The sequence below is a fragment of the Pseudoalteromonas sp. T1lg10 genome (assembly GCF_002964545.1).
Classification (GTDB): domain Bacteria; phylum Pseudomonadota; class Gammaproteobacteria; order Enterobacterales; family Alteromonadaceae; genus Pseudoalteromonas.
The window spans coordinates 74,256-94,485 of sequence record NZ_PQBV01000004.1; the positions used below are offsets into that span (position 1 = coordinate 74,256).

General features: G+C 48.4%; 17 protein-coding genes and 1 other RNA gene. 11 read left to right on the forward strand and 7 right to left on the reverse strand.

Going from position 1 to position 20,230, the window contains the following annotated elements:
• The first annotated feature begins 5 nt into the window (after positions 1–5).
• The gene (rpmE, locus tag C2M17_RS02695) at positions 6–221 is read left to right on the forward strand and encodes a 50S ribosomal protein L31 (RefSeq protein ID WP_105188542.1); all 216 of its coding nucleotides are present in this window, start codon (positions 6–8) and stop codon (positions 219–221) included.
• Positions 222–828: 607 nt separating this feature from the next.
• On the forward strand, positions 829–2,076 hold the full coding sequence (locus C2M17_RS02700; protein ID WP_105199340.1) for a malic enzyme-like NAD(P)-binding protein: 1,248 nt from the start codon (positions 829–831) through the stop codon (positions 2,074–2,076).
• A gap of 63 nt (positions 2,077–2,139) precedes the next feature.
• On the opposite strand, the gene metJ is transcribed toward C2M17_RS02700, so the two are convergent.
• Positions 2,140–2,460 (reverse strand): met regulon transcriptional regulator MetJ, encoded by a 321-nt coding sequence (metJ, locus tag C2M17_RS02705; protein ID WP_105199341.1) that lies wholly within the window; start codon positions 2,458–2,460, stop codon positions 2,140–2,142.
• A gap of 177 nt (positions 2,461–2,637) precedes the next feature.
• Here metJ and metB point away from each other — a divergent pair, with 177 nt between their 5' ends.
• On the forward strand, positions 2,638–3,798 hold the full coding sequence (gene metB, locus C2M17_RS02710; RefSeq protein ID WP_105199342.1) for a cystathionine gamma-synthase: 1,161 nt from the start codon (positions 2,638–2,640) through the stop codon (positions 3,796–3,798).
• A 15-nt stretch (positions 3,799–3,813) separates the two neighbouring features.
• On the forward strand, positions 3,814–6,159 hold the full coding sequence (gene metL, locus C2M17_RS02715; RefSeq protein WP_105199343.1) for a bifunctional aspartate kinase/homoserine dehydrogenase II: 2,346 nt from the start codon (positions 3,814–3,816) through the stop codon (positions 6,157–6,159).
• A gap of 58 nt (positions 6,160–6,217) precedes the next feature.
• On the opposite strand, the gene C2M17_RS02720 is transcribed toward metL, so the two are convergent.
• Positions 6,218–8,803, reverse strand: coding sequence for a penicillin-binding protein 1A (locus C2M17_RS02720; RefSeq protein ID WP_105199344.1), 2,586 nt, complete (start codon positions 8,801–8,803; stop codon positions 6,218–6,220).
• Positions 8,804–8,937: 134 nt separating this feature from the next.
• On the opposite strand from C2M17_RS02720, the gene C2M17_RS02725 reads away from it, so the two are divergent.
• Genes C2M17_RS02725 through C2M17_RS02745 form a run of 5 tightly spaced genes read left to right on the forward strand, consistent with a single transcriptional unit; the run spans position 8,938 to position 13,831 of the window.
• Complete coding sequence (locus C2M17_RS02725) at positions 8,938–10,017, forward strand: pilus assembly protein PilM (RefSeq protein ID WP_105199345.1); 1,080 nt, start codon at positions 8,938–8,940, stop codon at positions 10,015–10,017.
• On the forward strand, positions 10,005–10,571 hold the full coding sequence (locus C2M17_RS02730; RefSeq protein WP_105199346.1) for a PilN domain-containing protein: 567 nt from the start codon (positions 10,005–10,007) through the stop codon (positions 10,569–10,571). Before C2M17_RS02725 ends, C2M17_RS02730 begins: the two co-directional genes overlap by 13 nt.
• Positions 10,568–11,167: a type 4a pilus biogenesis protein PilO gene (locus tag C2M17_RS02735; RefSeq protein ID WP_105199347.1), complete on the forward strand. Its 600-nt coding sequence runs from the start codon at positions 10,568–10,570 to the stop codon at positions 11,165–11,167. Before C2M17_RS02730 ends, C2M17_RS02735 begins: the two co-directional genes overlap by 4 nt.
• Positions 11,167–11,703 (forward strand): pilus assembly protein PilP, encoded by a 537-nt coding sequence (locus C2M17_RS02740; protein WP_105199348.1) that lies wholly within the window; start codon positions 11,167–11,169, stop codon positions 11,701–11,703. The genes C2M17_RS02735 and C2M17_RS02740 overlap by 1 nt, the downstream gene beginning before the upstream one ends.
• Positions 11,687–13,831 (forward strand): type IV pilus secretin PilQ, encoded by a 2,145-nt coding sequence (locus C2M17_RS02745; protein ID WP_105199349.1) that lies wholly within the window; start codon positions 11,687–11,689, stop codon positions 13,829–13,831. The genes C2M17_RS02740 and C2M17_RS02745 overlap by 17 nt, the downstream gene beginning before the upstream one ends.
• Before the next feature lie 122 nt (positions 13,832–13,953).
• Here C2M17_RS02745 and dolP read toward each other — a convergent pair whose 3' ends face one another.
• From dolP to C2M17_RS02765, 4 genes are read right to left on the reverse strand one after another with little or no spacing between them, the layout of a single operon-like run.
• Positions 13,954–14,523, reverse strand: coding sequence for a division/outer membrane stress-associated lipid-binding lipoprotein (gene dolP, locus C2M17_RS02750; protein WP_105199350.1), 570 nt, complete (start codon positions 14,521–14,523; stop codon positions 13,954–13,956).
• On the reverse strand, positions 14,524–15,114 hold the full coding sequence (locus tag C2M17_RS02755) for an SIS domain-containing protein (RefSeq protein WP_105199351.1): 591 nt from the start codon (positions 15,112–15,114) through the stop codon (positions 14,524–14,526).
• Positions 15,115–15,486, reverse strand: coding sequence for a YraN family protein (locus tag C2M17_RS02760; RefSeq protein ID WP_105199352.1), 372 nt, complete (start codon positions 15,484–15,486; stop codon positions 15,115–15,117).
• Positions 15,452–17,392: a penicillin-binding protein activator gene (locus tag C2M17_RS02765; protein WP_158683966.1), complete on the reverse strand. Its 1,941-nt coding sequence runs from the start codon at positions 17,390–17,392 to the stop codon at positions 15,452–15,454. The genes C2M17_RS02760 and C2M17_RS02765 overlap by 35 nt, the downstream gene beginning before the upstream one ends.
• Before the next feature lie 66 nt (positions 17,393–17,458).
• On the opposite strand from C2M17_RS02765, the gene rsmI reads away from it, so the two are divergent.
• Positions 17,459–18,328: a 16S rRNA (cytidine(1402)-2'-O)-methyltransferase gene (gene rsmI, locus C2M17_RS02770; protein WP_105199354.1), complete on the forward strand. Its 870-nt coding sequence runs from the start codon at positions 17,459–17,461 to the stop codon at positions 18,326–18,328.
• A 40-nt stretch (positions 18,329–18,368) separates the two neighbouring features.
• Positions 18,369–18,725, forward strand: an RNA gene (gene rnpB / locus C2M17_RS02775) — RNase P RNA component class A.
• Positions 18,726–18,794: 69 nt separating this feature from the next.
• Here rnpB and C2M17_RS02780 read toward each other — a convergent pair.
• Positions 18,795–20,198: an MBL fold metallo-hydrolase RNA specificity domain-containing protein gene (locus C2M17_RS02780; protein ID WP_105199355.1), complete on the reverse strand. Its 1,404-nt coding sequence runs from the start codon at positions 20,196–20,198 to the stop codon at positions 18,795–18,797.
• Positions 20,199–20,230: the final 32 nt, after the last annotated feature.

Sequence of the window (20,230 nt, forward strand, 5' to 3'; positions counted from 1 at the left end):
TCCCCATGAAAGAAGGTATCCACCCTAAGTACGAAGCAATCAATGCAACGTGCTCTTGTGGCAACAAGTTCGAAACTCGTTCAACTTTGTGTAAAGACATTCACCTTGACGTATGTTCAGAGTGTCACCCTTTCTACACTGGTAAGCAGAAGATTCTTGACACAGGTGGTCGTGTTGACCGCTTCAATAAGCGTTTCGGTGCGCTTAGCAGCAAGAAGTAATTCATTGCTTATTAGAAAAAAGCACCCTAGGGTGCTTTTTTTGTGCCTCTTACTTTTTACGGCAGCTATCCAATACCAATTCTGTCTTCTACATAGAAAAATTCCAACGCCGTGAGCATGATATTTAGCCCGCTAGAAGTAAGTGAATTGGTATCCTATCCTGTTTGCTCTCTGATCGCTTGATTAACACAATTACTCTGGTCCATTCCCAGTATTGATATAAGCCATTTTGCATTTATTCTTTGTAAAGGTATTAATGAAAAGCAGCGATAATGCATCTAAAAAGCATGAACATGCAGATGTGTGGGTAAATCCAGTTAAACCGTTGCATTTTTTGTGTTTTTATTCGCTATCGTTATATAAATTGCATTTTTTATATCTTTAATTATGATTAACGCAGTTTTTATTGCTTTTTTTGACCCAAAAAAGGCATGGGAATATCGCTCATGCTAGGGGAAATTAAAATAATTAACCGGGATAATGATGCTAAAACCGCTTAATTTCGCGTAACAGGATAGACCTGATATTACTTGGAATATAGCCGGAAAAGCAGTATTGTTGCCTGATACCTGAACTCTCACCAATATTTCTAGCAGGATACTTTTTCATGTCAGACTTTCGTCAACAAGCTCTTGATTATCACGCTTATCCCGTTCCAGGCAAAATCAGCGTTGAGCTGACAAAAAGTGCGGAAACGGTCAATGACCTAGCTTTGGCTTACAGCCCAGGTGTAGCTGAGCCGGTGCGCGAAATTGCCGCCGATGCCAACAATGCCTATAAATACACTGCTAAAGGCAATATGGTTGCGGTTATTTCTAACGGCACGGCAATTTTAGGCTTGGGTAATTTAGGTCCGTTGGCATCAAAACCTGTAATGGAAGGTAAAGCCTTATTGTTCAAGCGCTTTGCCGGCCTTGATTCAATCGATATCGAAGTTAAACACCGCACCACGGAAGACTTTATCAACACGGTTGAAAATATTGCCGATACCTTTGGCGGTATTAACCTTGAAGATATCAAAGCTCCTGAGTGTTTTGAAATTGAAAAAGCGCTGATCGAGCGTTGTAATATACCTGTATTCCACGATGACCAACATGGTACCGCCATTGTAACTGCGGCGGGCATGCTTAATGCTCTTGAGATTCAGGGTAAAGATATCAACGATGCCTTGATCGTTTGTTTAGGTGCTGGTGCAGCGGCTGTGGCCTGTATGGAGCTGTTGATTAAATGTGGCGCCCAGCGCGAGCACATCTATATGCTTGACCGTAAAGGTGTGATCCACACTCGTCGTGACGACCTGAACGAATATAAGCAAATGTTCGCAAACAACACGGATAAACGCACTCTGCAAGACGTGATCGCCGATGCCGATGTATTCGTGGGTGTATCTGGTCCAGATCTACTTTCTGCGGACGAGTTAAAGCTGATGGCCGACAAGCCAGTTGTATTTGCCTGTTCAAACCCAGATCCTGAAATTAAGCCAGAAGTGGCGCACGCTGCCCGTCAAGATTTGATCATGGCAACCGGTCGCTCTGATTATCCAAACCAGGTAAATAACGTTCTGTGCTTCCCGTTTATCTTCCGCGGCGCCCTGGATGTGCGCGCCACGGCTATTAACGATGAAATGAAGATTGCCGCTGTTGAAGCTATTCGTAGCATAGCTAAAGAGCCGGTACCACAAGAGGTATTGACCGCATCGGGTGTGACCGAGCTGGAGTTTGGCCCGCAGTACATTATTCCTAAGCCAATGGATCCGCGTTTATTGCCTCGCGTTGCTAAGGCGGTAGCCGAAGCCGCAGTGGCAACTGGTGTAGCGCAAATCGAGCTGCCAGAGGATTATATGAGCGATAAGTAATTTCCTTGTCGCCAAAAAAAAGCCCCAAGTTTTGCTTGGGGCTTTTTTTATGTGTTTGGAAAATCAATCATCACCGATCTCTGGGATCTCTAAGCCCATTTCCGCCATGATCTTACGCACTTCTTGCGGCACCTTCTCCGGATTATCCTTACGTAAGTCTTCATCGCCAGGCAGCGGTTGTCCGGTAAAAGCATGTAAAAATGCTTCGCAGAGCAATTCACTGTTGGTGGCATGACGCAGGTTGTTCACCTGGCGTCGAGTGCGTTCATCTGTTAATACTTTTAAAACGTTGAGCGGGATTGAAACGGTAATTTTTTTTACCTGTTGGGCTTTCTTACCGTGTTCCGCATAAGGGTGAATATACTCACCATTCCACTTGGCCATAATTTGCGTCTTGTTCTTTGGTCACTTAGGCATCAATAAGGGCGAAATTCTATCGTGTTGGAAAGGATAGTCAAATATTCCTCATATAGCTATTTAGACGTATAAATGTTTTGACTTCTATATTTGGATATTTTAACCTTTTGGACGTCTAAACATCCATTTCTGATTGGAGGCACTATGCCTAAGTTAAGTAAACAAACCATAGCGGTGCGCCACGGCATTGAAGCCGACCAACATCATGGTGCAGTTGTGCCCCCAATTTATTTATCCACTACCTATTCTTTTGCCGATTTTGATACCAAACGTCAGTACGACTATGGCCGCAGCGGTAATCCCAATCGCGATATTCTCGCAGAGGCTTTGGCCGAGCTTGAAGGCGGCGCCCGTGGCATCATTACCGCTACCGGCATGGCGGCGGTGCACCTGGTAACACAGTTGCTGACGCCCGCAGATACCCTTGTGATCCCCCATGATTGTTATGGCGGCAGCTACCGATTATTTACCTCCTTGGCCAAGCGCGGTTTATTAAAAGTGAAGGTGGTGGACTTCACCACTGCCGAGTGTTATCAGCAGCTTATCGATGCCAAACCTAAATTGGTATGGATTGAAACCCCTAGTAACCCAATATTGCGCCTGACCGATATTAAGGCCGTATGCGCGGCCGCAGCTCAAGTGGGTGCTTTGGTGGCAGCGGATAACACCTTCTTGTCACCTGCGCTGCAAAACCCATTGGCGCTGGGCTGCGATATCGTGGTGCATTCAACAACCAAGTATATCAACGGCCACTCGGATGTGGTCGGTGGCGCTGTGGTTTGTAAAACTCCTGAGCTTGGCGAAGAGCTGGCCTGGTGGGCCAATAATATTGGTATTACCGGTGCGCCTTTTGACAGTTACCTGATTCTGCGCGGGTTACGTACTCTGAAAGTGCGTTTGCGTCAGCATGAGGAAAACGCCCAGGCTATCGCCGAATACCTGCAGCAACACCCTGAGGTAGAAAAGGTTTACTATCCTGGTTTGGCAAGTCACCCACAGCACCAATTAGCTAAAGCGCAGCAAAGTGGTTTTGGCGGCATGGTGAGCTTTGATATCAAAGGCGAACTAAAAGACAGCGCCAAGTTCCTTACCTCAGTGCAGCAATTTACCCTGGCCGAGTCCTTGGGTGGTGTTGAAAGCCTAATTTGTCATCCGGCGACCATGACTCATGCGGGCATGGACAAGGAAGCACGCTTAGCGGCGGGCGTGGGTGACACCCTTATTCGTATTTCTGTGGGCATTGAAGATCAGGAAGATTTGATCGCCGACCTTGAACGTGCTTTTGCACAACTTCATCAGAGCTAGGCTGGAGCAGATAAAATGGCCAAGGTAGTACATAAATTTGGTGGCTCTAGCCTAAGCCGTGCGGCGCGTTATCATGCGGTTGCTAATATTGTTCTCGCTCATAGTCAGGTCGGTGACATAGTGGTGGTGTCTGCCGCCGGTAAAACCACGGACACCCTGGTTAAGCTCTGGCAGACATTCGAGCAGCAAGATCAGCATAGCGGTATGGATGTGATAAGCCTGTTGCGCAATCACCAGCAGGAGCTGATCCAGGAGCTGTTAAGCGGCGAGCGCAAAGCTCAGGTGTTAACTCAGCTGGAACAAGAATTAACGCATGTATGGCTAGGATTTGAGCAAGGAAACTTGCAAGAGGCAGCGCTGCTGGCTCATGGTGAACTCTGGTCGGCGCGTTTGTTATCCAGCTATTTGCAGCAACTCGGCGCAGAGGCACAGGCGTTAGATGCACGCCAACTACTCTGCGCTCAACAAGGGCAGTTGTTGCATCGTGTGAATGAGCAACAATGTCAGCGCCTTATTGGCGCGGATAAGATTAATGTGATCACCGGCTTTATTGCCGCCGATCAAAGAGGTCAGACGGTGACCTTGGGACGCAATGGCAGTGATTACAGTGCCACTTTATTTGCCCGTTATATGGATGTCGATGAGGTCTGTATCTGGACGGATACTCAAGGGGTGTTTAGCACCGACCCGAGAAAGGTTGCAAGCGCGCAGAAGTACCATAAAATCTGCCGCGCCCAAGCGCAATTATTGGCGGCGCTGGGTAACCCGGTTTTACATGCCAAGACCTTGTCTCCCCTGCATGGCACCAATATCAAACTGGCGGTGCGCAGCTCTTATGATAGCGATGCCCTAGGTACCGAAGTGGTGCGCGAGGGGGGGTGTAAGCATAAGCACTTTATTACCACCTTGGCGCAGCAAGACGTTATTAAGCTTGATCACTTAGAGCAGGGTGAGCTGGAGCTGCTACGGCGTCAACTACAGATCAGCCTTATCGACTGTGATGTGAAAGGTGTGTGGCATCTGGTGGTACCGCAGCAGCACAGTGCCGAGTTATTGCATCACTTTGGTGAGCGTGCCCAATTGCTGGAGTCCAATGTTAACGGCTTCGCCCTGGTTGCACCGCAGCGAGAGCTGGAAAAATGCCAGCAGCAGGTAGAGCAGGGTTTGAGAGAGCTTAATCTAAATGGCCGTTTTACGCATGTGGGTGAAGGTTACTGCTTACAGTTAACCGATGAAGAAATCGGTGCCGATAGCTTGAGCTATTTACATCAGCGTTTGCTTGGCGCTCAGCGGCAGTTGGCCGTGGTGGTGGCAGGTTTGGGTAATGTTGGTGAGGTATTCGTGGCGCAATTTGCCCAGCAATTGGCGCGCTTACGTCAGCATATTGATGTCAGGGTGGTGGCCTTAGTGCGCAGTGAAACCCTGCTTTTTGACCCTTGCGGTCTAGATACCGAGCAATGGCAAACAGCCTGGGAGCAAGGTGCTCAGCCCTATACTAAGGATGAACTGTTATCGCGTCTGGCGCAGCTAGACTATGAACATAAGGTGGTGATCGATATCACCGCCAGTGAGGCCTTTAGTCAGCTTTATCCGCAATTTGCCAAGGCCGATTGCCATTTGATCAGCGCCAATAAATATGCCGGTACCGCTCCCTTTTCCTGGTATCAGAGTTTGAAGCAGGATCTGGCTCAGCGTAATTTGCAGTGGCGTTATAACACTAGCGTTGGCGCGGGATTACCCATTAACTTTGCCCTGGCTGATCTGCAAAATAGTGGCGACCGGGTGACCCGAGTACAGGGCGTTTTTTCCGGCACCTTGTCCTGGCTGTGCAGCCAATATGATGGCAGCGAGTCTTTTTCTCAGCTCTTGCTTAAGGCGCAGGAGCTTGGCTTTACCGAGCCGGATCCTCGTGAAGACTTATCAGGCCGCGATGTACAGCGTAAGCTATTGATACTCGCCCGTGAACTGGGCTTAGAGCTGGAACTGGATGATATTGAGCTTAGCGCCTTAATGCCAACTCAGCTGGCCGCTGGCAGTTGGCAGGAGTGTCAGACTAACTTAGATGTGCTCGATGAATTTGTGGCGACGCGGGCGCAGCAAGCGGCAGCGGAGCAGAAGGTTCTGCGCTACAACGCCGATTTGCGTATTGAACAGGGGAAAGTCGAGGTCAAGGTAGGACTGGTGGCAGTGCCGACAAGCAATCCTTTGGCGGGTTTGCAGCCAGGTGACAATATCTTTGTCGTTAACAGCAACTGGTACCAGGATAATGCCTTGGTTATTCAAGGGCCGGGAGCAGGCAAGGAAGTGACCGCCGCGGGAGTACACTCAGATCTATATTGGCTTGCTAGTAAGTTAAGCTAACGCCAACTCAGGTTGAGAAATAAAAAAGCCAGCATTTGCTGGCTTTTTTATTTTTGGGTTAGAACAATTCATCCTCAGAGGGCAGGGGTTTATCGCCTGATGTTTGAGTTTCAAATAGCACGGGCGGAGCCTTTTCCGCGTAACGGGTCGGTGCCGTGCCTTTAATAAAGTACTCGAAGCGGCTGGTATGATCATTGTTATGGCTCAGCAGTCCGGTCTTTAAGTCGATACGTACCGACTCTAAGCCTTCGGGTGGCTCAATCGCCGCATAGGGCTGATCTTCTAGGGCCACACGCATAAAGTCGATCCAGCCCGGTTGTGAAGTCTTGGCGCCGGACTCGGCACCAAAAATCTGACCGCGGTCGAGATTATTGTTGTAGCTGGTTCGCCCTAATGGGTTACCCGGGTTATCGAAGCCAACCCAAATTGTGGTCATAACATTGGCATTGAAGCCGCTAAACCAGGTATCTACCGAGTTGTTGGTGGTACCGGTTTTACCTGATAAATCACGACGTTTTAAATCGGTGGCACGCCAACCCGTGCCGTTCCAGCCGGTGCCATGCTGCCAACTGCCGCCACCCCAAATGGCGCTATTCATGGCATCGGCAATCAAAAAGGCATTCTGCTCTGAGATCACCCGTGGCGCACAGCTAGGCATGGTTTGCTCTTGCTGTTGCTCTAGTTCATCGATTTGCGGGTCGATTGCTAATTGTGTATCTGTGTTGGTTTCCTCAGCGATCAATTTTTCAAGCTCGGCAAACTCGGCCAACACTTCATTTTTGCGTCTTTGTTCATTGCTACAGGCAAGCAAAGGCTGGGCCTGATAAAGCACTTCATCTTCGCTGGTGACTATGGAGCTAATAAAGTAGGGTTCCACCAAGTGACCGCCATTGGCGAAGGCGCTCATACCACGTGCTAATTCCAGCGGTGTTAACGAGGCGCTACCCAGGGCCAGGGTTTCATTATGTGGAATATCTTCGTCCTTAAAGCCGAATTTAAGCAGGTGATCGGCTGTGGTGTCGACACCTACACCGCGGATCAGACGTACCGAGACCACGTTTTTAGATTGAGCCAGGGCGCGACGTACGCGAATTGGGCCTACATATTTTTCCGGGCTGTTTTTTGGACGCCAGGCAACCCCCTGACTTTTATCCCAATGGTTGATTGGCGCATCATTGATTATGGTTGCCAGTGAATAGCCATGCTCCAGTGCCGCGGAATAAATAAAGGGTTTGATATTTGAACCGACCTGACGCTTGGCCTGTACGGCGCGGTTGTACTGGCTTTGTTCAAAACTGTAGCCGCCAACTATGGCTTTGATGCGGCCATCTTTAGGGTCGATAGATACCAAGGCGCTGGACGCATCGGGAATTTGTGCCAGTAAAGGCTGGTCATTTTTATCGAAGCGATACCAAATTTGCGCCCCAGGGTTCAAGATATCGGCGGCGGTCTTAGGGGCAAAGCTCTGGCGTGACTGAGTGATATAGGTACGTGCCCATTTCAGACCTTCCCAATCTATGGTGAGGCGTTCACTGTCTTTGTTCAGTACCGTTATAGCCTGCTCTTCAACAGACATGACGACACCAGCATGAAGATCGGCCTGTGTATTCACCCCTTTTAGGTATTGCACTAACTCTTGTTCGGCAACAGCTTCTTCACTGTCACTTTGCCACAGGTAAGCAACAGGGCCGCGATAACCGTGTCGCATATCATAGGCATAAAGGTTATCCCTTAACGCGGTTTGTGCCGCCGCCTGCATGGTCGATTCTACCGAGGTATATACCTTGATGCCGGAATTATAAGCCTGCTCGGTGCCGTACATGGCAACCAGCTCTGCACGGGCCATTTCGGAAATATAAGGCGCATAGAGTTCTATCTCGGCACCATGGAAGGTGGCAGTGATCGGAGCACTTGTTGCTTCCTGATATTCAGAAGTGCTGATATAACCTTCATCCAACATGCGTGAGAGGACCACATTACGGCGTGCTTTTGCTCGTTCTGGATTACGAATTGGGTTTAATGCCGAAGGTGCTTTAGGTAAACCTGCAATCATCGCCATTTGTGCTAGAGTTAATTCATCGAGCGACTTACCATAATAAACTTGGGCTGCCGCACCAATACCAAAAGCGCGGTTTCCTAATTCTATTTTATTAAGATAAAGCTCGAAAATTTCATCTTTGCTTAATAATTGTTCAATGTGAATGGCGATAAATATTTCTTTAACTTTTCGAATATATGCTTTTTCGCGAGTTAAAAAGAAGTTTCGAGCCAATTGCATTGTAATAGTACTGGCTCCCTGGCGCTTTTCGCCGGTGGATATTAGTACTAAAGCACTACGTACTATACCTATAGGGTCGATACCGTAGTGTTCATAAAAACGATTATCTTCGGTAGCCAGGAATGCTTTTCGGAGTGGTTCCGGGACGTCGTTGATTTTTACAGGGATTCGCCGCTTCTCACCAAACTGGTTGATCAGTTTGCCATCCCGCGTAAAAACTTGCATTGGTGTTTGTAACTTTACATCTTTTAATACCGCTACGCTGGGGATGTCAGGCTTCACGTAAAGGTATAAAGCAACCAGAGTAATACAGCCCAGGAGGCCACATATGCAAAGGATTTGTAAAAATTTTTTGAATATTTTCACGGATAATTCCCTATTTGGACTCCCAATTGAGCGCAGAGGTTGCTAGTATATCTTGATTAGAAAGTGAATAAAATTTTTTCATCAATAATTTATAAGTCTATTATAATTATAAAAAAAGGTTTCACGTTGCTCTTATGTTAAATCGACTTCTCAAAAAGTCAGTGCCCGCCATGGTGGGCATCGACATCGGCTCACACTCTGTTAAAGCAGTGTTATTAACACAGCAGGATCAGGGTTATCGTCTCGATGCTGTTGCGATCGAACCTATGCCTAAAGGGGCTATGGCCGAACGTAACATACAAGATATTGAGGCGATTGGCCGCGTAATCGCAAAACTCAGAAGACGCATTCCAAAGTCTGTCAGTCATGCCGTTGTTGCTGTGTCTGGTCAGACGGTGATTACCAAGGTGATCTTTATGGACGTGTCATTAAGTGATGCTGAACTGGAATCGCAGATCGAAATCGAGGCGGATAGCTTAATCCCTTATCCCCTGGATGAGGTCAGCATTGATTTCGAAAAGCTCGACATCAACGAAGCCGACCCGTCAAAGGTCAATGTGTTGCTATCGGCAGCGCGTACGGAAAGCGTGGAAGCGCGTTCCGGAGCGGTTGAGGCCGGTGGTTTCACACCCAAGGTGGTTGATGTGGAAACCTATGCTTTGAGCAGGAGTCTGGATGTGGCCTACGGGGCATTACCAGAAGATGCCAAAGACAAGGTGGTGGCTTTGGTGGATATCGGTGCGATGATGACCTTGGTCAGCGTGGTGCAAAAAGGTGAGACCATCTATACCCGTGACCAGGTATTTGGTGGTGAGCAATACACCAACACCATAGTCTCCTACTACAACAAAAACTTTGATGAAGCCGAACGTGCTAAATGCACGGGCGACTTACCGCCTAACTACACCTTTGAGGTATTGGCTCCGTTCCAAACTTCTTTGTTGCAGCAGGTTCGTCGCGCGGTGCAAATGTTTTTGACCACCAGTGGTAAAGAACAAGTGGATTACATTGTCTTGTCTGGCGGTACGACCATGATCGATGGCCTGGATAGATTGCTTGTCGATGAATTGGGTATTCATACCGTTGTTGTTGACCCCTTTGCCCATATGGAAATTGGTTCGCGCGTTGATCAGGAGCTGATCAACAAGCATAAGGCCCAATTCGCCGTCGCCACGGGTCTTGCATTGAGGAGCTTCTCAGCATGCCACATATAAATTTATTGCCTTGGCGTGAAGCCGCACGAAAGGAAGCGCAGCAAAATTTCGTCACCATCTTGGTGGCGGTGATTGTGATTGCCTTTGCTTCCATGTTTGCGCTTAGCCAAGTCTACGGCGCCATGATCGATGGTCAGAATGTGCGTAACAACTTTTTAGTACGGGAAATTCAAGTGCTGGATCAGCGTATCGCCGAAATTCGTGAGCTGGATAAGAAAAAAGAAAGCTTGCAACAGCGTATGCGCCTGATTGAAGAGCTACAGAGTAACCGTAACCTAGGTACCCGCATTATGGATGAAGTGGCGAAAATCGTTCCTTCCGGCGTTTACTTTACGACCTTAGAACGTCGCGGTGATGCAATTCAGATATCGGGTAAGAGTGAGTCTAATAACCGCTTATCAACCATGATTCGTCAAGTTGAAGGCTCATACCTACTAGAAAGAGCATCCCTACGAGGCATTGTTGCCGGGGAAGAAGAAGCTCGTTTGTTGAGTGATTTCAATATGCAATTCAGTGTGAAGTCCTTCGGTGAGATTGGCGAGGTGCAACAATGAGTTCAGGTTTTAAAGCCTTTAGTGATATCGAGTGGGGTGAGCTGGAGCTCGATAACATAGGCGAATGGCCAGCCTTGGTAAAGGGTTTGGTCTGTCTATTAGCCGCCGGTTTAGTCTTGTTCTTTAGCTATAAACTACTGGTGGAAGAAAAAATTGGTGGCTATGAAAGCGTGCAAAAGAAAGAAGTTGAATTGCGCGACAGCTACCGAGTGAAGTATTCCAAAGCCAGTCGTTTGGAGCTTTACAAACAGCAGATGCAAGAGATGGAAGAGAAATTCTCCCAGCTATTGAAAAAGCTGCCGACTTCGAATGAAACTCCTGGATTACTGGATGACCTTTCTTATGTAGGTACAACCAGCGGCCTGACCTTTGTTAAAATTGGTTGGTTGCCGGAGATTAAAAAAGAATTCTACACCGAGCTACCCATCAAGATTGAGGTTGAAGGAAGCTACCACGAGTTTGGTGAATTCGTAGGTAAGGTAGCGCAGCTACCACGTATTATCAGCTTGCACGACTTTGACATCGAAGCTACAGGTGATGACCAGCTAGTGTTTAGCGTGGTCGCTAAGACTTACCGTTATGAGGGGGATGAATAATGAAAAAACTCCTCGCAGTCGCCTCGTTAACACTGTTAGTGAGTGGGTGTTTTGATGACACGACCGAGCAAAGAGAGTTTATCAACCGAGTAAAAGCCAGTACGCAGCCCAAGGTGGAGCCAATTCCTGAAATTGCCCAGTTTGAGCATTTTGCCTACAGCGCATCAGACTTACGTAGCCCGTTTGTGGCGCCAAAACCTGAGCTGATTCAGGATAAGTTGATCCAGGTGCAAAACTGTTTACACCCGGATCCACAGCGTAAGAAAGAGCCTTTGGAGCGTTATCCTTTAGATAACCTGTCGATGAAAGGCACACTCGGTTCAGGGCCTGCAACTTGGGCTCTGGTCAAGGCATCGGACGCAACATTGCACCGTATTTCAAAAGGCAATTACGTTGGCTTGTATCACGGCAAAGTGACTCAGGTACGCAATAACTACATAGAATTATTAGAGTTAATCCCTGATGGAGCAGGATGTTGGAAAGAACGCCTGACCAAGCTAGAAATGTTGGAGGCAGGTGATGATTCCAGTTCATAAAAATCAAGGTAACAGCACAATGCAAAATAACGCATTCAAAATGAATCGTATCTATTCTTTGGTACTCGCAGTAGCTACCCTGTTTATGTCGAGTTTTGCGACCGCCGTACCCTTGTTGTACGACGTTCGTTATAACCCATTGCTGGAAGGTGAAACTGAGGTCGAGTTTGTATTCGATGAAGAAATCTATATCGAACCGCAAATTCAGGTCTTCAGTGAGCCAGCGCGTATTGAGCTTTTCTTTGATGAGGCTGATTATGAGCAAAGCCTTGAAGAAGTACTGATCAATAAGGCCGGCGTAGAGAAGGTAACCAGCGAGTTCGTTAATGACGGCTTTAAGGTAACTGTATTCCTGGATCGCTTGAAGATTTATCAGACGCGTATCGATAAAAACCTGTTCTATCTACACGTTTCCGATAACCCAGTACAAGACGCATCGCAAACCATTGCTGAAGAAAACGAAGGTGCTAACTACATCAACCGTATTCAAGCCTTGGATTTCCGTCGCGGCGAAAAGGGTGAAGCGCGCGTATTGGTATTCTTACAAGAAAACATGGCCGCTATCGACGTACAAGAACAAGCGGGCAAGGTAGTTGTTGAATTCCACAATACGGATATCATTGACGACCTGCTGTATCAATTGGATGTTATGGACTTCGGTACCGTGGTGAGCATGGTAGAAACCTTTAAAGAAGGTTCTAACAGCCGCATCGAAATCGACACCACAGACGCATTCGATTACAACTATCAGCAACTTGACAACATCTTTACCATTACCTTGGAAAAAGATGAGTCGAAGCGCAGCTTCCTTGGCAATGGCAAAGACTACCAAGGTCGTCCTATGTCATTGAACTTCCAAGATATCTCTATCCGTGCGGTATTGCAGATCATCGCCGACTACAATGGTTTTAACCTGGTAGTGAGCGATTCGGTTTCAGGTAATATCACCCTACGTTTAGACGGTGTTCCTTGGGACCAGGCCCTTGATATCGTACTACGAGTAAAAGGCCTGGATAAGCGCATGGAAGGTTCGATTCTGATGGTTGCTCCAACCGAAGAATTGGCTGCTCGTGAAGCGAAAGAGTTAAAAGCCAAGCAACAGGTTGAAGACCTGGAGCCGCTATACAGCGAGTATATTCAGCTTAACTATGCCAAGGCACAGGAATTTGCTGACCTACTGCAAACCGATGTAAACAGCATTCTTTCTAACCGTGGTAGCGTGTCGGTTGATGCCCGTACCAACACCTTATTAATCAAGGATACGGCTAAGAGCATCGAAAACGTGCGTCGTATGGTTGAGACCCTGGATGTAGCGGTTAAGCAGGTGGTTATCGAATCACGTATGGTAACGGTACGCGATAATATCCAAGAAGACCTGGGCATTCGTTGGGGCTTCAGTGATAGTAATGGCGGCTGGTTAAATGGTACTACGCCAGGAGCACCAGATAACGCAACAGGCACTTTAACCGGTCTTTCTGGTAATCTGATTGGTGCTGACGCCATAGCTAGAAATGGCACTCCAAGCGTCGGCGACCGACTCAATGTTAACCTACCAGTTATCAACCCTGCGGGTAGCATTGGTATGCACGTGGCTAAGTTAGCAAATGGCCAATTGATTGACCTAGAGCTATCAGCCCTAGAGCAAGAGAACAAGGGTGAGATCATCGCCAGCCCGCGTATCACTACAGCAAACCAGAAAAAGGCGCGCATCGAGCAGGGTACTGAAATCCCATATGTGCAGTCGGCTTCAAGTGGCGCAACTACGGTTACCTTTAAAAAGGCAGTGCTAAGCCTGGAGGTTACTCCGCATATCACGCCTGATAACAAGGTAATCCTTGACCTGGCAATCACTCAGGATACCCGAGGCGACACCGTAGACACGGCAACGGGTCCGGCGGTAGCTATCGATACTCAACGTATCGAGACTCAGGTGCTGGTTGAAAACGGTCAAACCGTGGTGCTAGGTGGTATTTACCAGCAGCAGATCATCAACTCAGCTCGTAAGGTACCGCTACTGGGCGACGTTCCTTACCTAGGCGCCCTGTTCCGCTCAACCAGTGAGCGTAACGAGAAGCGTGAACTGCTTATCTTCGTAACGCCGAAGATCATGGTAGAGAGTACGCTGTAAACCTCACAGCTTAGTAAAAAGCCACTCATCAGAGTGGCTTTTTTTATGCCTGCTATAAAGCGTTAGACATGAAAAAGGCCACTTTGCAGTGGCCTTTAATATGGCGAATATTTTAGAGGCTATTAGATGTACTCGAACACCTTGATCACGCGCTCAACACCGGAGATATTGCGGGCAATTTGCACCGCACGTTCGGCTTCGGTTTTGCTAACTAGGCCCATTAAGAAGACCTCAGCATTTTCCGTGACCACCTTAATATTGTTACCACTGACATCGTCTGCCGCTAAGAGCTGAGTTTTCACCTTAGAGGTGAGCCAGGCGTCGTGGCTTTGTGTACTGATGCTGGTCGGTGAGCCTAGGCGCAACTGGTTATGAAGGCGACGTAAGCCATCGGCATCCTCGGCGGCACTTTGGGCCTGTGACTTCATCTGCTCGCTGGGCACCTGGCCGAGTAGCAAGACGATGCCGTTATAGCTTACCACTGTGACATTGGCATCATCTCGTTGGCCGATGCGCTCCTTGATGGCTAAAGTGGCTTTAATTTCTATATTGTTATCGTCTATCTGGCTGCCTATGGTGCGGCGATCATTAGCAGCGGTGACTGCACCTGCAGTACCGGCGACTACGGCGGCGGCACAGCCTTGCAGCAATAAGGTGCCAACGAGAACGGCGATAAGACTCTTATTATTCATTTAGTTTTCTCCCTGAGGAAACAGCGTCATGTCAACAAGCTCACTAAGGCAGTGCAGATTGACAAGGTGTGATTCTAAAATACGACTTGGACGCTTGGCGGGGATGCGAATTTCCACGTCATTGGCGCTCAGTAATCCGGCTAATTCGCCTCCATCATCGCCAACTAAGGCGATCACCGTCATATCCTTGGTTAAGGCGGCTTCCACGGCGCTGATCACCGCTTTTTCATTACCGTTAATGGCGAGTACCAGTAGCAGGTCACCTTGCTCACCCAGCGCTCGTATCTGCCTAGCAAAAATATCCCGGCTGCGGTTATTACTGGGTTGTGAGCTTAGGTTTAATGCCTGTGGTGATAAGGAAATGGCTGGCAAACAAGGGCGTTCTGTTTCGAAAAAGTTTACCAGCAAGGCGGCAAAATGATCGCTTAGCATATGGCAGCTGGAAGCGCCACAGCAAAGCAGTTTATTGCCATTGATCAGTGCTTGGGCAATGCTAAGTGACGCCGATTCCAAAACTCCGGGTAATACCTCTCCGGCGGCAATTTGCGCTTGGATGCTTTCGGTAAAAAGCTCTTTAATTTGTTCCTGCATTTATAGTACGTTTTTTATCCAGTGAAATTGGGGTGCCGACTGGCCTTCAATGGCCACATAGTCGGCGCGGAGTATACAGTGCGCCAAGTTATGCTTTTGTACATAATGGGCTATGGTGCGCCTTAGTCGCTGCTTTTTTTGCTCCGTTAAGGCATTGAGTGCACCACCAAACCCAGCTTGGCGGCGAAACTTAACCTCGACAAACACCCAGGTTAGCCCTTCTTTCATGATCAGGTCTAACTCGCCGTAGCGACAATTATAATTACGAGCGACCGGCGTCAGGCCCTGCTTTTTTAAATAGTCCTCGGCCAGCAGCTCGTAGTGTTGTCCTTTTGCTCTAGTGTTGCGCCATTCCTTCGGTAGCCAAAACATCGCTTGATTCCTCTTGCGGCTGTTGCTCTGGGTCCTGCTTTAACTCTTGCCTTAACAGTGGCGTTGGGCTGATATGCTCAAGATTCACCGGGGCGATTTGCCGCGACTGATAATGAGCCCAAGCCAGGTGACGTACCACCTCGCCCTCGCTGTTTACGCTTAATTGTCCTGTTAATCCTGGCAGGCTTTTACCCGGTAGCATGCTTAACTGGCGCAGCTCTGGAATAACAGTGATAGCATCATAGCCCATGGCAAACAGGCGTTGCTCTATATCGGCCTGATTTGGCCACAGCCCTTGCACAGTTTCTTTAAGCTGACGGTTGGTCATATTATTTACGCCAGTCGTCGGCAGCATCCAGGGCAGTTCGGTAAAGTATAAGCCGTTCAGGTCGCGCTTGTCGCTGCTGTCTATTTGCGTGCTATGACTCTTAGAGCTGGCATACAGGGGAATGCGATCGACAAAGGTGCTGACATTGACATCTAAATAAGGTTTTAATAAGCGTGTTTGTGTGGCATCGGCAAGCAGGTAGATCACGTCGATATCACGGCGTGAGCGGGTTTCGCTTTCCACCTTTTGCTTAAACAGGCTTTCAATAAGCTCGATGCGGGCCTCACTTTGGCCAACTTCAAGGATATCGCTTATCACCTGCTCCATGGCTTTATTGTCATCGAACAAGCCCACCAAGGGAGCCTGCTCGTTATAACGCAGCCATTGAGTGCTGAAATATTCACTTAAACGCGTGCCCGAGCGATCATTGCTGGCCAAAATCAGCGGCTTTTTAAAGCCTTGAGCCATAAAGTGTTGCAGGGCTTGATCCAGCTCGTGCTCCGGCGCCAAGGCAAAATAAAAGTGCTGCGATGACTGGCGCAGGTAATCGCTGCGGTTTAGGTAGATGCTGGGAATGCCTTCGAGCAGCGCCTGTTGTTCAAAGCGATTGATATTGCCCTTTAACAGCGGGCCTATGGCAAAGTCGATATTATTAGCACTGATGGCCGCTTGAATTTCTTCGTTGCTAAGATTGGCATCAATAAAATACACATCATTAAACTTATGCTTGTCCAACGCTGCAATCACGCCGTTTTTAACCGCTTCACCCAGGGTGCGGTTACCACCACTTAGAGGAAGAAAAACGCCAAGGTTGGCAACTTTATAAGGTTCGACCTGCATTAGCTGGGCAACTTTCTCATCCAGGGCAAAGCTGGCTGGGTGATCTGGATTACGACGCTGCCAATTATTGGAAGCGCTGTGTAATTCCACCGGTTGGCCAAGATAAAGCTGTTTAATAAGCGCCAGCTGTATCCAGCCTTGCTGGATACTGGAGCCGTTGTTAAAGCCTTGCAGTTGTTCAGTGGTAAGTCCTTGCAGGCTTTGCCACAGCAGCGGGTTAACTTCGGCGTCATCAATACCGTAACGGTCGGCACTTTCCGAAGCGCGTAGCAAAAAAGGCACGGCCTGATTATTTAAACGCATATAGGCGTAGGTTGCCCCCTGCACCAATTGATGCCAATAAAAATGCTCTGGGGTGCTGAGCTGAGCTTGCACCGAGGCACTGTCGCGTAAGGCGTTATTCGGATTGCCTAGTTTTATTTGCGCATAGGCACGGACCAGTAAGGCTTGTGTATGCCAGCGTGGATGCTTCTTTAGCAGGGTATCGCTGACATCCTGTAAGGTTTGCCAATCTTGCTCGGCAAGGGCTTGCTTCTGTGCTGCCACCAGTTTAAATCGCTGCTGGTCACCCTTTAATTCCAGCGCCTGACTATAGAGCTGCTGAGCCGACAAAACCTCGGGTTCGGCCGGGGCGATGATATTTGTCGTGGTATTTATATTTTCTTGGGGCTTTTGTGTTGTGCTACAGGCGGATAAGCCTGACAATAGCACTAAACCAGCAATCGATTTGAGTCGCACAGTCTTTGTGTTCCAATTGGCCATAGTGTGATTCGCTTATCTTACTGACTGATGCAGGAGAGCTCAATGTCCAATGCGGATATTTCAACCCATCATCCCCACACAAACGCCGGCACCTTATACATAGTTGCCACGCCCATAGGTAATTTAGATGATATCAGCCAGCGTGCAATCAAAACCCTAGCCGAGGTCGACTTAATCGCGGCTGAAGACACCCGTCATACCGCTAAGCTGTTATCGCACTTGGGGATCAGTAAGCGCACCATGGCTCTGCACGACCATAATGAAAAGCAAAAAGCACAGCAAATTCTGCAGTGGCTTGAAGAGGGGCTGAATGTCGCCTTGGTCAGCGATGCCGGCACGCCGCTTATTAGCGATCCAGGCTATGCCCTAGTGAGTCTGTGTCGCACCAGTGGTGCTCGGGTCACGCCTATTCCAGGTGCCTGCGCCGCCATTGCCGCGGTAAGCTGCTCTGGATTACCCACGGATAAATTCCAGTTCGTTGGTTTTTTACCGGCCAAAAGCAAGGCTCGCCAAGAGTTCTATGAGCAGGCTCATAGCACGGGTATCACTAGCATAATGTATGAAAGCACACACAGGATTATGGCCAGCTTGGACGATTTACAGCAGGCTCTCGGTGAGCAACAGCAGGTTGTACTGGCCAAGGAGCTGACCAAAAGCTTTGAAACCTTTTTCAGTGGCACTGTGGTTGAGCTGATCGCCTTCTTAGAAGAAGATCCGGCTCGTCAAAAAGGGGAGATAGTGCTTATGCTGCCGGGCAAGGTTGCGGACAAAACAGATATTGACCCTGAGGCCATTCGCCTTATCGAACTTTTAAAAGCGGATATGCCGCTTAAAAAAGCCTGTGGCGTTGCCGCCGATTATTTTGGCCTTAAGAAAAATGCCCTCTATAAAAGCATGCTGGAGCAGGAGTGATCGTGCTGGCTAGTTAGGCGTAAATAGGTATAATAGCGCCCGAGTCGGCTAGATAATCGCTGCCTGTGACGAAAATGATCAGGGGGAGGAAAGTCCGGGCTCCACAGGGCAGGGTGCCAGCTAACGGCTGGGGGGCGCAAGCCTACGACAAGTGCAGCAGAGAGAAGACCGCCTAAGTCCTTCGGGACCGGTAAGGGTGAAAGGGTGCGGTAAGAGCGCACCGGGCCGCTGGTAACAGTTGGCAGCAGGGTAAACTCCACCCGGAGCAAGACCAAATAGGGTTCCTTATGGTGTGGCCCACATCGGAACCGGGTAGGTTGCTTGAACCTTGGAGCGATCCAAGGTCTAGACGAATGATTATCCACGACAGAACCCGGCTTACAGGCTGACTCATCAAATTCCATGGCCGCCTGATTATTCAGGCGGCTTTTGGGATCTCACCTTAGTTCTACAAATTACAACCCCATTAAAACTCGATGCTTTGCCCTAAAATGGGTATCTCGGCTTTAATATTGTGTTCGTGTAGCAGTTTTTCTGACAAAGCCGTGAGGGCATCCGGTTCGCCATGGACCAACACCACCTTGGGAAAGCTTTTAAAATTGGCAACCCAGTTAATCAGTTCCCTTTGTCCGGCGTGGGCTGAAAAACCGCCCAGGGTTTCTACATTGGCCTTCACAATAAAATCGTCACCAAAGAGTTTAATGTGCTGCGCACCTTCAACCAGTATGCGCCCGAGCGTACCGTAAGCCTGAAAACCAACAAAAATTAAGGTGTTGCGACTGTCCCAAATACGGTGCTTAAAGTGGTGGGTAATACGCCCGCCGGTACACATGCCGCTGCCAGCAATAATAAGCGCGCCCTTGCTGATCTTATTAATGGACATGGAGTCTTCGGCGCTCACCATTAAATGCAGGGTGGAAAGAAAGTTTTTTAACAGGGTTTGCTCCCCCGTGCATAAGGGTTTAACCCCTTCACAATCCAAGGTAGGCAGCCACTGATCGTAAATTTGCGTGACCTCTATCGCCATGGGGCTGTCTAAAAAGATTTGCCAGTTATCCAGCTCACCGGCCATCTGCAATTTACCCAGATACAGCAATAGCTCCTGGGTACGGCCCACGGCAAAGGCTGGGATCATCACATTACCGCCATTTTCAAACGCTTGGTGTAATACCTCTTTAAACTGGGTTAGGGTATCGCCGAGTGACTTATGCTCCCGATCGCCATAGGTGCCTTCCATAAGAACTATATCGGCATGTTCAAGCAAGGTGGGATCATTCATCAGCAGGGTGTCCTTGTTGCCTAAATCCCCAGAGAAAACCAAGGTTTTTTGTAGACCCTCATCATCGAATTTTAATTCCACAATGGCCGAGCCGAGAATATGTCCGGCATCGTAGAAGCACAGTAAGGCCCCATCCCCCAATTGTTTCTTTTCTTTATAAGCGATGGGCTTAAGTAAATCGAACACCTTTAATACGTCGGCTTTAGAATACAGAGGCTCAATTTCGGGCTTGCCCTTTCGCATTAACCTGCGGTTTTCCCGCATCAGATCGTTTTCATACAGACCCAGGGCGTCTAAAAGCATCACAGGGAGTAACTGTGAGGTTGCTTCGGTGCAATAGATGGGGCCTTCAAAGCCATCATGAACTAAAGAGGGTAAACGGCCGGAATGGTCTAAATGGGCATGGGATAAAATAACCGCATCTATGCTCCTGGGATTAAAGTTAAACTGCTTTTTGGATACCTTATGTTTGCCTCTCATGCCTTGCAACATGCCGCAATCGAGTAACACTTCACCAAGAGCCGGTGTGGAGAGCAGATGACATGAGCCTGTTACTTCTTGCGCCGCGCCATGAAATGTAATTTTAGCCATAAAATAAACTCACAAAATAACTCGCTTTTCTA

Coding starts and splice junctions, on each gene's coding strand:
- rpmE (WP_105188542.1), top strand. CDS start 6: ATGAAAGAAGGTATCCACCCTAAGTACGAAGCAATCAATGCAACGTGC.
- C2M17_RS02700 (WP_105199340.1), top strand. CDS start 829: ATGTCAGACTTTCGTCAACAAGCTCTTGATTATCACGCTTATCCCGTT.
- metJ (WP_105199341.1), bottom strand. CDS start 2,460: ATGGCCAAGTGGAATGGTGAGTATATTCACCCTTATGCGGAACACGGT.
- metB (WP_105199342.1), top strand. CDS start 2,638: ATGCCTAAGTTAAGTAAACAAACCATAGCGGTGCGCCACGGCATTGAA.
- metL (WP_105199343.1), top strand. CDS start 3,814: ATGGCCAAGGTAGTACATAAATTTGGTGGCTCTAGCCTAAGCCGTGCG.
- C2M17_RS02725 (WP_105199345.1), top strand. CDS start 8,938: ATGTTAAATCGACTTCTCAAAAAGTCAGTGCCCGCCATGGTGGGCATC.
- C2M17_RS02730 (WP_105199346.1), top strand. CDS start 10,005: ATGCCACATATAAATTTATTGCCTTGGCGTGAAGCCGCACGAAAGGAA.
- C2M17_RS02735 (WP_105199347.1), top strand. CDS start 10,568: ATGAGTTCAGGTTTTAAAGCCTTTAGTGATATCGAGTGGGGTGAGCTG.
- C2M17_RS02740 (WP_105199348.1), top strand. CDS start 11,167: ATGAAAAAACTCCTCGCAGTCGCCTCGTTAACACTGTTAGTGAGTGGG.
- C2M17_RS02745 (WP_105199349.1), top strand. CDS start 11,687: ATGATTCCAGTTCATAAAAATCAAGGTAACAGCACAATGCAAAATAAC.
- dolP (WP_105199350.1), bottom strand. CDS start 14,523: ATGAATAATAAGAGTCTTATCGCCGTTCTCGTTGGCACCTTATTGCTG.
- C2M17_RS02755 (WP_105199351.1), bottom strand. CDS start 15,114: ATGCAGGAACAAATTAAAGAGCTTTTTACCGAAAGCATCCAAGCGCAA.
- C2M17_RS02760 (WP_105199352.1), bottom strand. CDS start 15,486: ATGTTTTGGCTACCGAAGGAATGGCGCAACACTAGAGCAAAAGGACAA.
- rsmI (WP_105199354.1), top strand. CDS start 17,459: ATGTCCAATGCGGATATTTCAACCCATCATCCCCACACAAACGCCGGC.
- C2M17_RS02780 (WP_105199355.1), bottom strand. CDS start 20,198: ATGGCTAAAATTACATTTCATGGCGCGGCGCAAGAAGTAACAGGCTCA.